The sequence below is a fragment of the Streptomyces sp. 184 genome (genome assembly GCF_045781775.1).
In the GTDB taxonomy this organism is placed as follows: Bacteria; Actinomycetota; Actinomycetes; order Streptomycetales; family Streptomycetaceae; genus Streptomyces.
On record NZ_CP123230.1, the window covers coordinates 444123 to 456105 of the forward strand.

An 11983-nucleotide genomic window follows, 5' to 3' on the forward strand; every position below is an offset into this window, starting at 1 on the left:
CGTTTCGCCTCAGCCGAAGCGGCCCGAGATGTAGTCCTCCGTGGCCTTCTCGTCGGGGTTGGAGAAGATCTTGTCGGTGTCCCCGACCTCCACCAGCCGCCCCGGCTCGCCGACCTCCGACAGGTTGAAGAACGCGGTGCGGTCCGAGACCCGCGCGGCCTGCTGCATGTTGTGCGTCACGATCACGATCGTGAACCGCTCCTTGAGGTCGGCCATCAGGTCCTCGATGGCGAGGGTGGAGATCGGGTCGAGGGCGGAGCAGGGCTCGTCCATGAGGAGCACCTGGGGCTCGACGGCGATGGCGCGGGCGATGCACAGGCGCTGCTGCTGGCCGCCTGACAGGCCCGAACCGGGGCGGTTGAGGCGGTCCTTGACCTCGTTCCACAAGTTCGCGCCGCGCAGCGACTTCTCCACCACGTCGTCGAGGTCGCGCTTCTTGTACGAGCCGTTGAGCCGGAGCCCGGCGGCCACGTTGTCGTAGACGCTCATCGTCGGGAACGGGTTGGGCCGCTGGAAGACCATGCCGACCACCCGGCGCACCCCGACCGGGTCGACGCCCGGCCCGTACAGGTTCTCGCCGTCGAGGCTGACCTCGCCCTCGACGCGCGCGCCGGGGGTGACCTCGTGCATGCGGTTGATGGTGCGCAGGAAGGTGGACTTGCCGCAGCCGGACGGGCCGATGAAGGCCGTCACGGACTTGGGCTCGACGGACATCGAAATGCCGTCGATCGCCTTGAAGTCGCCGTAGTAGGCGCTCAGGTCGCCGATGTCGATGCGTTTGGCCATGGGGCTGCGATCTTTCTCGTACGTGCCGTCAGCGGCCGGTCTTCGGGGCCTTGAAACGGGCGATGAGGCGGGCGAACAGGTTGAGGAGCATCACGAACACGATGAGCACCAGGGCGGCGGCCCACGCGCGGTCGTAGGACGCGGCGTTGCCGTTGGCCCACTGCTCGTAGATGTAGAGCGGCAGGGACGCCTGGGCGCCTTCGAAGGGGTTGTCGTTGATGGCGGGGTTACCGAAGACGAGCAGCAGAAGAGGTGCCGTCTCGCCGGTGATACGGGCCACGGCGAGCATGACGCCGGTGGTGATGCCGCCCAGGGAGGTGGGGAGCACGACCTTCAGGATCGTCTTCCACTTCGGTACGCCCAGGGCGTACGACGCCTCGCGCAGCTCGTTCGGGACGAGCTTGAGCATCTCCTCCGTGGAGCGCACGACGATCGGCATCATCAGGATCGCCAGGGCCAGCGCCCCGGCGAAGCCGGAGTAGCCGAAGCCCAGGCCCATGATCCAGACGCTGAGGACGAACAGGCCCGCGACGATCGACGGGATGCCCGTCATGACGTCCACGAAGAACGTCACGGCCTTCGCCAGCCGCCCGCGGCCGTACTCGACCAGGTACACAGCCGTCAGCAGCCCGATCGGGGTGGCGATGAGCATGGCGATCAGTACTTGTTCGATGGTGCCGAGGAGGGCGTGGTAGATGCCGCCGCCGGGGGCGATGGCGACGACGCCGTTCATGGAGTGGGTCAGGAAGTAGCCGTCGAGGACCTTGACGCCCTGCCGTACGGTCTCCCAGATCAGCGACGCCAGCGGGATGACGGCCAGCAGGAAGGCGCCCCACACGAGCGACGTCGCCAGCCGGTCCTTCGCCTTGCGGGCGCCCTCCGCGCGCGTCGAGACCGCGTACAGCCCGGCCACGAAGAGCAGCGCGGCGATCAGCCCCCACTGCACCCGGCTGGTCAGCCCCGCGCCCATCCCCACGGCCACCGCCGCGGCCGCCGCGGCGAGGGCGACCCCGGCGGGCGCCCAGCGGGGCAGGCGCGGCTGGTGGATGCCGAGGGCGTCGGCGCGGTCGGCGGCCCGGGGCGCGCTCATGCGTTGGCCCCCGAGTACTCCTTGCGGCGCGCGATGATCAGCCGGGCGGCGCCGTTGACCACCAGGGTGATGACGAACAGGACCAGGCCCGAGGCGATCAGCGCGTCCCGCCCGAACTCGCCGGCCTCCTTGAAGGCCGAGGCGATGTTCTGCGCGAACGTCCCGCCCCCGGGCTCCAGGACCTTCGCCGACAGGACCGCCGACGGCGACAGCACCGTGGCCACCGCCATCGTCTCGCCCAGCGCCCGCCCCAGGCCCAGCATGGAGGCCGAGATGACGCCGGAGCGGCCGAAGGGCAGCACCGACATCCGGATGACCTCCCAGCGCGTGGCGCCCAGCGCCTGCGCCGCCTCCTGGTGCGTCTGCGGCGCCTGCCGGAAGACCTCGCGGCTGACGTTGGTGATGATCGGCAGGATCATGATCGCCAGCAGGATGCCGGCGGTCATCAGGGAGCGCGGGGCGCCGCCGTCGTAGGAGAAGACGACGGTCCAGCCGAGGAGGTCGTCCAGCCACTCGTACGGGCCGACCAGGTGCGGCACGAGGAAGAGGGCGCCCCACAGGCCGTAGACGATGGACGGCACGGCGGCCAGCAGGTCGATGAGATACGCGAGGGGGGCGGCCAGCCTGCGGGGCGCGTAGTGGCTGACGAACAGCGCGATGCCCACCGCGACCGGCACCGCGATGACCATGGCGATGACCGACGAGACGACCGTGCCGAAGGCCAGCACGGCGATGCCGAAGACCGGCGGCTGGGCGTTGGCGTTCCACTCGAAGGTCGTGAGGAAGTTGCCCTCGTTCTTGGCGAGGGCGAGCGCGGCGCGGTACGCGAGGAAGACCGCGATCGCGCCCATGATCACCAGCAGGGTGATGCCGGAGCCCTTCGACAGACCGGCGAAGACGCGGTCGCCGAGGCGGGTGGCGGTCCTGCGGCGGCGCCGCGGGGGCGGCGCCTTCGGCGGCGGGGCCGGGGTGCGTATGTCGGTGTCGGTACTCACGTGCGGTCTCCGGTCTGGGTGGGGCGGCGGCGCGGGGGTGGGCGCCTGTCGTCCCGGCGGCGGTGCACCGGATACGGGACCCGGGCCCTCCCGGCCCCCGCGCCGGTCGGCGCGGGGGCTGCGGGGGCGCGGGTCGGAGGTCAGGAGAGGGACTCCACGGTCGTACGGACCTTCCCGGCGATCTCGGTGGGCAGGGGGGCGTAGCCGAGCTGGTTCAGCTTGGACTGCCCGGCCTCGCTCGCGGTGTACCCGAGGAAGGACTTCACCTTGTCCAGATTGTCCTTGTTGTTGCCGGTGTCGCAGGCGATCTCGTAGGTGAGGAGGGTCAGCGGGTAGGCGCCGTCGGCGTCGGTGGTGTAGTCGAGCTTCATCGCCAGGTCGCTGCCGGTGCCGGTGACCTTGGCGGCGGCGATGGCCTTGGAGGCGTTCTCGCTGGTGGCCTCGACGGGCTCGGCGGCGCCGGTGTCGAGTTCGACGGTGTCGATGTCGTTCGCGGTGGCGTAGGACAGCTCGAAGTAGGAGATGGCGCCGTCGGTCTGGGTCACCTGCGAGGAGACCCCCGAGGAGCCGTCCGCGGCCTGGCCGCCCTGTACGGGCCACTTCTTGCCGGGCTCGTGCGGCCAGGCGTCCTGGGCGGCGGCGGAGAGGTACTGGGTGAAGTTGTCGGTCGTGCCGGACTCGTCCGAGCGGTGCACGGGCTGGATCTTGGTGTCCGGCAGGTCCGCGTCGGGGTTGAGGTCGGCGATGGCCGGGTCGTTCCAGGCGGTGATCGAACCCGCGAAGATCCGGCCGAGGACGTCCGCGTCCAGGACGAGGTCGTCCACGCCCTCGACGTTGTAGCCCACGGCGATGGGGCCGCCGAGCATCGGGATGTTGATGGCCTCGCCGTCCTTGCAGACCTTCTTCGACGCCTGCACCTCCTCGGGCTTGAGCACCGAGTCGGAGCCGGCGAAACCGGTCTTGCCCTGGAGGAACTCCTGGATGCCGGCGCCGGAGCCGGTGGCCTTGTAGTTGACGGTGATGTCCGGGCAGGAGCTCTGGAAGTCGCTGACCCACTGGTCCACGGCGTTCTTCTGCGCGGAGGAGCCCGACGCCAGCAGCTCGCCGGAACCGGCGCACTGCACGTCGCCGGCGGCGGCCTGGGCGCCGCCGGCGGTGTCGGGGGAGCCGCCGGTGTTGTCGTCCGACCCGCAGGCGCCCAGGACGAGGGCGCCGGCGAGGGCGAGCGAACCGGCGGCGGCGGTGCGCAGCCGGGTGGTGCGGGGAAGCTTCACGGTGGGGGTCCTTTGCGGTTCTTGCGGTACTGGGGCGAGACCTCTTCCTCAGGTATGCGCGTTCGCATCCGTCCCGCCTGCCCTGATTCACCTTTCGTTGCCGAAGTTAGGCAAAACAGGTGAATCGATTCGTCGCCTGAAGTGAACGAGAAGTGAACCTCGTCCCTCGTTCGGGCGACCTCCCCGGCGGCCCGGCCCCCGCCGCGCTCCGCACCGAGCCGCCCGGGCCCCCTACGGGGCCTCCCGTAGCCGGTTCCGGGGGCCGCGCGCTCCCGCTCGGCCGCGTGGGCACGTACGGTGAAGAGATGACGAGCATCGGTGGTGCGGAGATGGTCGACTGGAATCTCGCGGTTGCGACCGCGACGCGGCTCGTGCGGCCGGGGCCCGACGTGAGCCGGGACGAGGCGCGCGCCATCGTCGGCGAGCTGCGGGCGCACGCCCGGTCGGCCGAGGAGCACGTACGCGAGTTCTCCCGGATGTATCCCGACGGCAGCGACCCGCGGCACGACACCCCGATCCTCGTGGTCGACCGGCCCGGCTGGGTCAGGGCCAACGTCGCGGGCTTCCGCGCCGTCCTCGCCCCGCTGCTGGAGAAGATGGACAAGCGCCGCTCCGGCATGCCCGGCGGGGCCGTCCTGGGCGCCGTCGGCGGCAAGGTCACCGGCGTCGAGCTGGGGATGCTCCTGTCGTTCCTGTCCTCCCGCGTCCTCGGGCAGTACGAGACCTTCGCCCCCGCCACCCGCGACCTGCCCGGCGGCCCCGCCGCCCACGCCGGTTCCTCCGGCGGCGGCGCCGGCCAGGGCCGGCTGCTGCTCGTCGCGCCGAACATCGTCCACGTCGAACGCGAGCTGGAGGTCGCCCCGCACGACTTCCGGCTGTGGGTCTGCATCCACGAGGAGACCCACCGCACGCAGTTCACCGCCGTGCCGTGGCTGCGCGACCACCTCCAGGGCGAGATCCAGTCGTTCCTGGGCGAGACCGAGATCGACCCGGCCACCCTGCTGGACCGCGTACGCGAGGCGCTTCAGAGCCTCGGCGGCGGCCGGGAGGAGGGCGCCGAGGAGCGCAGCATCGTCGAGGTCGTCCAGACCCCGGCGCAGCGGGAGATCCTGGGCCGGCTGACCGCGGTGATGTCCCTGCTGGAGGGGCACGCGGACTACGTGATGGACGGCGTCGGCCCGCAGGTCGTGCCGTCGGTCGCGGAGATCCGGGAGAAGTTCACCAAGCGCCGCCAGGCCGGCGCGGGCAGGCTTGACCAGGCGCTGCGCAAGCTGCTGGGCCTGGACGCCAAACTCCGCCAGTACCGCGACGGCGAGCGCTTCGTACGGCACGTCGTCGACCAGGTCGGCATGGACGGCTTCAACCGGGTGTGGACCTCGCCCAACACGCTGCCGACCAAGTCGGAGATCGCCAAACCGGCGGACTGGATCGCGCGGGTGCACAGCCGCGCGGAGAGCTGACGTCTGCTCCCGGCGGTTCCCATGGCGGCGGTATTCGCGCGACTTTCACCCGTCCGAGGGAGCGAACCCGGCGTTGCCCGCGTGCAATGCTCGGTTGGCCGCTCTCCTCTGTCACCATCGACACACTTACAGTGACGGTCGGTGGAGGTGAGCCCGAGCGCGCTCTTCCGCCGCCAGCGAAAGTGAAGTGAAAGCCATGGGTCCCCATCCAGCGGTCGCCGCGATACGTCTGGCAGTACGCCACGTCCTGCACGACGTACTGACCGAGTACGCGACAGCGCACGTTTCCCCCACCGCCGCGGCCCCTCCCCCCGCCACGGCACCCCTCCCCGCCCCCGCGTCTCCGGCCGCCCCCGCGGCCTCCACGGCCGCGGTCCCCGCACCCGCCGCCCGCCCCCGCTCCGCCGCGGACACCCCCGGCCACGGCATCCCCCCCGCACCCGCCGCCGCCCCGCTCGTCCTCGTCGCCTGCTCCGGCGGCGCCGACTCCATGGCGCTGGCCTCCGCCCTCTCCTTCGAAGCCCCCCGCCAGGGCGCCCGCGCCGGCGGCATCACCATCGACCACGGCCTCCAGAACGGCTCCGACCTGCGCGCGCAGGAAGTCGTCGGCCGGCTGCGCGCCCTCGGCCTGGACCCCGTCGAGTCCGTGCGCGTCGACGTAGGCCGCGGCGGCGGCCCCGAAGCCGCCGCCCGCGACGCCCGCTACGCGGCGCTGGACGACGCCGCGCAGCGCCTCGGCGCCGCCGCCGTACTCCTCGGCCACACCCGGGACGACCAAGCCGAAACGGTGCTGCTGGCGCTCGCCCGCGGCTCCGGCGTGCGCTCCCTGTCCGGCATGGCCGCCGCCTCCGGGCCCGGCGGCCGCTACCGCCGCCCCTTCCTCCAGATCGACCGCCAGGTCGCCCGCAAGGCGTGCATGGTCCAGTCGCTGCCCGTCTGGGACGACCCGCACAACGTCGACCCCGCCTACACCCGCTCCCGTGTCCGCCACGAGGCGCTGCCCGTGCTGGAGAAGGCCCTCGGCCGCGGCGTCGTCGCCTCCCTGGCCCGTACCGCGCGGCTCTCCCGGGACGACGCCGACGCCCTCGACGCCTGGGCCGCCGACGCCGCGTGCGGCGTACGCGACGCCGAGGGCCGCCTCGACGTCCGCGGGCTGTACGCGCTGCCGCCCGCCGTCCGCCGCCGCATCCTGCGCCGCGCCGCCCTCGACGCCGGCTCCCCGGCCGGCTCGCTCTTCAGCCGGCACGTCGAGGAGATGGACAAGCTCATCACCGGGTGGCGCGGGCAGGGCGCCATCAACCTCCCGGGCCGGGTGTCCGCCCGTCGCGAACAGGGCCGGCTGGTCGTCCGGCGGGAGGGCTGAGGGCCCGTCCGCCCGCGATCCGCGGGTTCTCCGGCCGGCCGCCGGGCCCGTACCGGCGCCGGCCGGGGGGCCGGGCGGCCGGATGTTCGGAACACGTGTCCGACGCGCTCCTGACCGGCCGGAGGACGGATGGCAGACTGTTCGTTCGGCAGAGGTCGTCGAACGAACGAGAGTGACCCCGGGTGGATGTGAAGGACATGGGCGCGGACCTAGAGAAAGTGCTCATCACCAAGGAAGAGATCGACGCCAAGCTCGCCGAGATTGCCGCGAAGGTGGACGCGGAGTACGCGGACAAGGACCTCCTGATCGTCGGGGTGCTCAAGGGCGCCGTGATGGTCATGGCGGACCTGGCCCGCACGCTCTCCACGCCGGTGACGATGGACTGGATGGCGGTGTCCTCCTACGGCGCGGGCACCCAGTCCTCCGGCGTCGTACGGATCCTGAAGGACCTCGACACCGACATCCAGGACCGGCACGTCCTGATCGTCGAGGACATCATCGACTCCGGCCTCACGCTCTCCTGGCTGCTGTCCAACCTCGGTTCGCGGCAGCCGGCGTCGCTGCGGGTCTTCACGCTGCTGCGCAAGCCGGAGGCGGCGAAGGTCCCCATCGACGTGGACTGGGTCGGCTTCGACATCCCCAACGAGTTCGTCGTCGGCTACGGCCTCGACTACGCGGAGAAGTACCGCAACCTGCCCTTTGTCGGCACCCTCGCACCGCACGTGTACGGTGGCTGACGCAGTCCGCGAAGACGTGCGCGCGGACCGGGGGGACCGCCCGCCGCCGCCCCCCGGGTGGCCGGACGCGGGCCGGCGGGTCCCGTCCGGGGAACACCGGCGGGTTTCCCGCCGTTGGAGCATGGGAAAGCCGGTTTGTTAGCCGTCCCCGCCGGGGGCGGGTGACAATTCTGGGGTACCGTCCGAACGTCAGTCGTTTCAGTTTGGACCCATACAGGCATACGCACGGCCACGGGCTCGGTCAGGAGCCAGCCGTGCCTCACTGGGCAGGAGGGACGGGGCGTACACCGCCCCGTGTGGATGGACGTGAAGCGCTACTTCCGTGGGCCGGTCATGTGGATCGTGCTGGCCGTCCTCGCCGTGGTCCTGTTGATGCAACTGGTCGGCTCCTCCGAGGGCTACAAGTCCGTTGACACCGCAAAAGTCGTTGCCGCGATCGACAAGGGGCAGGTCAGCTCGGCCGAGCTGACCACCGGCAACAGCGAGACCGTCAAGGTCCAGCTCAAGGGCGACCGGAAGATCGACGGCAGCGACAAGGTCCAGGCGAACTACATCGACAACCAGGGCGCCAAGCTCGCCGACCTGCTCCAGAAGGAGTTCGACGACGGGAACATCCCCGACGGCTACTCGGTCAAGCCGACCAAGGACAACCCGTTCGTCAGCATCCTGCTCTCCCTGCTGCCGTTCGTCCTGATCGTGCTCGTCTTCCTGTTCCTGATGAACCAGATGCAGGGCGGCGGCTCCCGGGTCATGAACTTCGGGAAGTCCAAGGCCAAGCTCATCACCAAGGACACCCCGAAGACGACCTTCGCCGACGTGGCCGGGGCCGACGAGGCCGTCGAGGAGCTCCACGAGATCAAGGAGTTCCTCCAGGAGCCCGCGAAGTTCCAGGCCGTCGGCGCCAAGATCCCCAAGGGCGTGCTGCTCTACGGCCCGCCCGGCACCGGCAAGACGCTGCTGGCCCGCGCCGTCGCCGGCGAGGCCGGCGTGCCGTTCTACTCCATCTCCGGCTCCGACTTCGTCGAGATGTTCGTCGGCGTCGGCGCCTCCCGCGTCCGCGACCTGTTCGAGCAGGCCAAGGCGAACGCGCCGGCGATCGTGTTCGTCGACGAGATCGACGCCGTCGGCCGCCACCGCGGCGCCGGCATGGGCGGCGGCCACGACGAGCGCGAGCAGACGCTGAACCAGCTCCTCGTCGAGATGGACGGCTTCGACGTCAAGGGCGGCGTCATCCTCATCGCGGCCACCAACCGGCCCGACATCCTCGACCCCGCGCTGCTGCGCCCCGGCCGCTTCGACCGGCAGATCGGCGTGGAGAGCCCGGACATGCAGGGCCGGCTGGAGATCCTCAAGGTCCACCAGAAGGGCAAGCCGGTCGCCCCGGACGTCGACCTGTCCGCCGTGGCCCGCCGCACCCCCGGCTTCACCGGCGCCGACCTCAGCAACGTGCTGAACGAGGCCGCGCTGCTCACCGCCCGCAGCAACCGCAAGCTCATCGACAACGAGATGCTGGACGAGGCCATCGACCGCGTGGTCGCCGGCCCGCAGAAGCGCTCCCGGATCATGTCGGAGAAGGAGAAGAAGATCACCGCGTACCACGAGGGCGGGCACGCCCTGGTCGCGGCGGCCTCTCCCAGCGGCGACCCGGTGCACAAGGTGACGATCCTCTCCCGCGGCCGCGCCCTCGGCTACACGATGGTGCTGCCCGACGAGGACAAGTACTCCACCACGCGCAACGAGATGCTCGACCAGCTCGCGTACATGATGGGCGGCCGCGCGGCCGAGGAACTCGTCTTCCACGACCCGACGACCGGCGCCGCCAACGACATCGAGAAGGCCACCGGCCTCGCCCGCAAGATGGTCACGCAGTACGGCATGACCGAGCGGCTCGGCGCGATCAAGTTCGGCTCCGACCAGTCCGAGCCCTTCCTGGGCCGGGAGCTGTCCCACCAGCGCGACTACTCCGAGGAGGTCGCCGCGCTGGTCGACGAAGAGGTCAAGAAGCTGATCGAGACCGCGCACAACGAGGCGTGGGAGATGCTCGTCGAGAACCGCGACGTGCTCGACAACCTGGTGCTGGAGCTGCTGGAGAAGGAGACCCTGGGCAAGGAGGAGATCGCCGAGATCTTCCGCCCGCTGGTCAAGCGCCCGCTGCGGCCGGCGTGGACCGGCTCCTCGCGGCGTACCCCCTCCACCCGGCCCCCGGTCGCCTCCCCGCGGGAGACGAACGGCTCGGGCCCGCGGATGCTCGGCAAGGCCGACACCCCGCCGGTGGGCGGCGGGCTGCCGGGCGGCCTCCAGGGCGGCACGCTGCCGGGCGAGGGCCCGCAGCACCAGCCGTCGCCGACCGAGGGCGGCCAGCCGTAGCGGGTACTCCTGGAATGTGTGCAGCGCCCCCGAGGTTCTAGCCTTGGGGGCGCGGCCATTCGCGCAGGTACGAGAGGTACGACGATGACGAATGCGGCAGTCCGGCCGGCCCACGGCCCGGAACAGGGCGATGCGGCGTACGGCGACTTCGACGAGAAGCGCGCCGAGGACGCCGTGCGGGAACTGCTCATCGCCGTCGGCGAGGACCCCGACCGCGAGGGCCTGCTGGAGACGCCGGCCCGCGTGGCGCGCGCGTACCGGGAGATATTCGCGGGGCTGTGGCAGCGCCCCGAGGACGTGCTCACGACGACTTTCGACCTGGGCCACGACGAGATGGTGCTGGTCAAGGACATCGAGGTGCAGAGCACGTGCGAGCACCACCTGGTGCCGTTCGTGGGCTCCGCGCACGTGGGGTACATCCCGTCGCACGACGGGAAGATCACGGGGCTGTCGAAGCTGGCGCGGCTGGTGGACGTGTACGCGCGCCGGCCGCAGGTGCAGGAACGGTTGACCACGCAGATCGCGGACTCGCTGATGGAGATACTGGAGCCACGGGGAGTGATCGTGGTCATCGAGTGCGAGCACATGTGCATGACGATGCGGGGCGTACGGAAGCCGGGCGCGAAGACGCTGACGTCGGCGGTACGCGGGCAACTGCGCGACCCGGCGACGCGCGCCGAGGCGATGAGCCTGATCAGGGCCCGCTGATGGAGGCGAGGGCGGGAGCGGGGGCGGAGACCGGGGGAGTGGAGCCGCGCGCGTGCTGCGCGCCGGGGCGCGAGGGCGTCGCGGAGGGGCTTGTCGTCGCGGGGCCTGGCGTTGCGGGGCCTGTCCTGGAGGCGCCGGTCGCGAAGGCGCGTACGGACGCGGGGGCGGCCACGGGGGCGTACGAGCCGCGCGGAGGGTGGCGGAAGCTGCCCGGCGGGGCGTTCCTCATGGGCTACGACGACGGCCCGTACCCCGCGGACGGCGAGGGCCCGGCGCGTGAGGTGACGGTCGACGGCTTCGCCGTCGCGGCGACGACGGTGACGAACGAGGAGTTCGCGGCCTTCGCCGACGCCACGTCGTACGTCACGGACGCCGAGCGCTACGGCTGGTCCTTCGTCTTCACGGGCTTCCTGCCCAAGAACTTCCCGCCCACCGCCTCACCGCCGCAGACACCCTGGTGGCGGCAGGTGCACCAGGCCGACTGGCGGCACCCCGAAGGCCCCGGTTCGGGCCTGCGCGGCCGGTGGGACCACCCGGTGGTGCACGTCTCGCACACCGACGCGCTCGCCTTCTGCGACTGGGCGGGCGGGCGGCTGCCGACGGAGGCGGAGTGGGAGTACGCGGCGCGCGGCGGGCTGACGGGCGAGCCGTACCCGTGGGGCGCGGAGCGGGAGCCGGAGGGCGCGTACCGGATGAACATCTGGCGCGGCACCTTCCCCGACCGCAACACTGCCGCCGACGGCTACCGCGGCACCTGCCCGGTGGACGCCTTCGAGCCGAACGCCTACGGGCTGTACAACGCCACGGGGAACGTGTGGGAGTGGTGCGCGGACTGGTTCCACGCCCGGCACCACCGTAAGGCGCCGCGCGACAACCCGCGGGGGCCGCGGCTGGGGCAGACGCGGGTGCTGAAGGGCGGGTCGCACATGTGCCACGAGTCGTACTGCCTGCGGTACCGGACGTCGGCGAGGATGGGGAACACCCCGGACAGCTCCAGCGGCAACACGGGCTTCAGGACGATCCGCGCGGCTTGAGGCCCTGCCGCACGTACCCGCAGGCCGAAGTCTCAAGGACCCAAGACCCCAAGACCCCAAGACCCCGCACACCCGCCCAAGGGTAGGCGCGTCCTGTGACATCGCCCGAGGCCCGCATCGACGCCCGCTCCGGCCCGACGGAAGCCCGACCCCCCCTCACGCCCCCGGA

Annotated in this window: 10 protein-coding genes; 6 read left to right on the plus strand and 4 right to left on the minus strand. The window is 71.6% G+C overall.

Annotated features, from left to right (window positions below):
- Window positions 1-9 precede the first annotated feature (9 nt).
- The 4 genes from pstB to pstS form a co-directional block, all read right to left on the minus strand.
- Entirely contained in the window at window positions 10-786 is a 777-nt protein-coding gene (gene pstB / locus QBL21_RS01840) for a phosphate ABC transporter ATP-binding protein PstB (protein ID WP_407560196.1), read from the minus strand.
- 28 nt (window positions 787-814) lie between these two features.
- A complete protein-coding gene (pstA, locus tag QBL21_RS01845; RefSeq protein ID WP_407560197.1) occupies window positions 815-1876 on the minus strand; it encodes a phosphate ABC transporter permease PstA in 1062 nt (353 codons plus the stop codon).
- A complete protein-coding gene (gene pstC, locus QBL21_RS01850; protein WP_407560198.1) occupies window positions 1873-2871 on the minus strand; it encodes a phosphate ABC transporter permease subunit PstC in 999 nt (332 codons plus the stop codon). Before pstC ends, pstA begins: the two co-directional genes overlap by 4 nt.
- Before the next feature lie 140 nt (window positions 2872-3011).
- Window positions 3012-4145: a phosphate ABC transporter substrate-binding protein PstS gene (pstS, locus tag QBL21_RS01855; RefSeq protein ID WP_407560199.1), complete on the minus strand. Its 1134-nt coding sequence runs from the start codon at window positions 4143-4145 to the stop codon at window positions 3012-3014.
- A gap of 305 nt (window positions 4146-4450) precedes the next feature.
- On the opposite strand from pstS, the gene QBL21_RS01860 reads away from it, so the two are divergent.
- From QBL21_RS01860 to QBL21_RS01885, 6 genes are all read left to right on the plus strand, one after another.
- Window positions 4451-5605 (plus strand): zinc-dependent metalloprotease, encoded by a 1155-nt coding sequence (locus tag QBL21_RS01860; RefSeq protein WP_407560200.1) that lies wholly within the window; start codon window positions 4451-4453, stop codon window positions 5603-5605.
- A 196-nt stretch (window positions 5606-5801) separates the two neighbouring features.
- Window positions 5802-6968: a tRNA lysidine(34) synthetase TilS gene (gene tilS, locus QBL21_RS01865; RefSeq protein ID WP_407560201.1), complete on the plus strand. Its 1167-nt coding sequence runs from the start codon at window positions 5802-5804 to the stop codon at window positions 6966-6968.
- A 197-nt stretch (window positions 6969-7165) separates the two neighbouring features.
- The gene (hpt, locus tag QBL21_RS01870) at window positions 7166-7705 is read left to right on the plus strand and encodes a hypoxanthine phosphoribosyltransferase (protein WP_407566271.1); all 540 of its coding nucleotides are present in this window, start codon (window positions 7166-7168) and stop codon (window positions 7703-7705) included.
- A gap of 300 nt (window positions 7706-8005) precedes the next feature.
- The gene (gene ftsH / locus QBL21_RS01875) at window positions 8006-10072 is read left to right on the plus strand and encodes an ATP-dependent zinc metalloprotease FtsH (RefSeq protein ID WP_407566272.1); all 2067 of its coding nucleotides are present in this window, start codon (window positions 8006-8008) and stop codon (window positions 10070-10072) included.
- Window positions 10073-10156: 84 nt separating this feature from the next.
- On the plus strand, window positions 10157-10780 hold the full coding sequence (folE, locus tag QBL21_RS01880) for a GTP cyclohydrolase I FolE (RefSeq protein ID WP_407560202.1): 624 nt from the start codon (window positions 10157-10159) through the stop codon (window positions 10778-10780).
- The gene (locus QBL21_RS01885) at window positions 10780-11814 is read left to right on the plus strand and encodes a formylglycine-generating enzyme family protein (protein ID WP_407560203.1); all 1035 of its coding nucleotides are present in this window, start codon (window positions 10780-10782) and stop codon (window positions 11812-11814) included. Before folE ends, QBL21_RS01885 begins: the two co-directional genes overlap by 1 nt.
- The last annotated feature ends 169 nt before the right edge of the window (window positions 11815-11983 follow it).

Bases quoted from the DNA above. Each gene is read 5' to 3' on its own strand.
- ftsH (WP_407566272.1), top strand. From the start codon at position 8,006: ATGGACGTGAAGCGCTACTTCCGTGGGCCGGTCATGTGGATCGTGCTG.
- QBL21_RS01860 (WP_407560200.1), top strand. From the start codon at position 4,451: ATGACGAGCATCGGTGGTGCGGAGATGGTCGACTGGAATCTCGCGGTT.
- pstA (WP_407560197.1), bottom strand. From the start codon at position 1,876: ATGAGCGCGCCCCGGGCCGCCGACCGCGCCGACGCCCTCGGCATCCAC.
- tilS (WP_407560201.1), top strand. From the start codon at position 5,802: ATGGGTCCCCATCCAGCGGTCGCCGCGATACGTCTGGCAGTACGCCAC.
- pstB (WP_407560196.1), bottom strand. From the start codon at position 786: ATGGCCAAACGCATCGACATCGGCGACCTGAGCGCCTACTACGGCGAC.
- folE (WP_407560202.1), top strand. From the start codon at position 10,157: ATGACGAATGCGGCAGTCCGGCCGGCCCACGGCCCGGAACAGGGCGAT.
- QBL21_RS01885 (WP_407560203.1), top strand. From the start codon at position 10,780: ATGGAGGCGAGGGCGGGAGCGGGGGCGGAGACCGGGGGAGTGGAGCCG.
- hpt (WP_407566271.1), top strand. From the start codon at position 7,166: ATGGGCGCGGACCTAGAGAAAGTGCTCATCACCAAGGAAGAGATCGAC.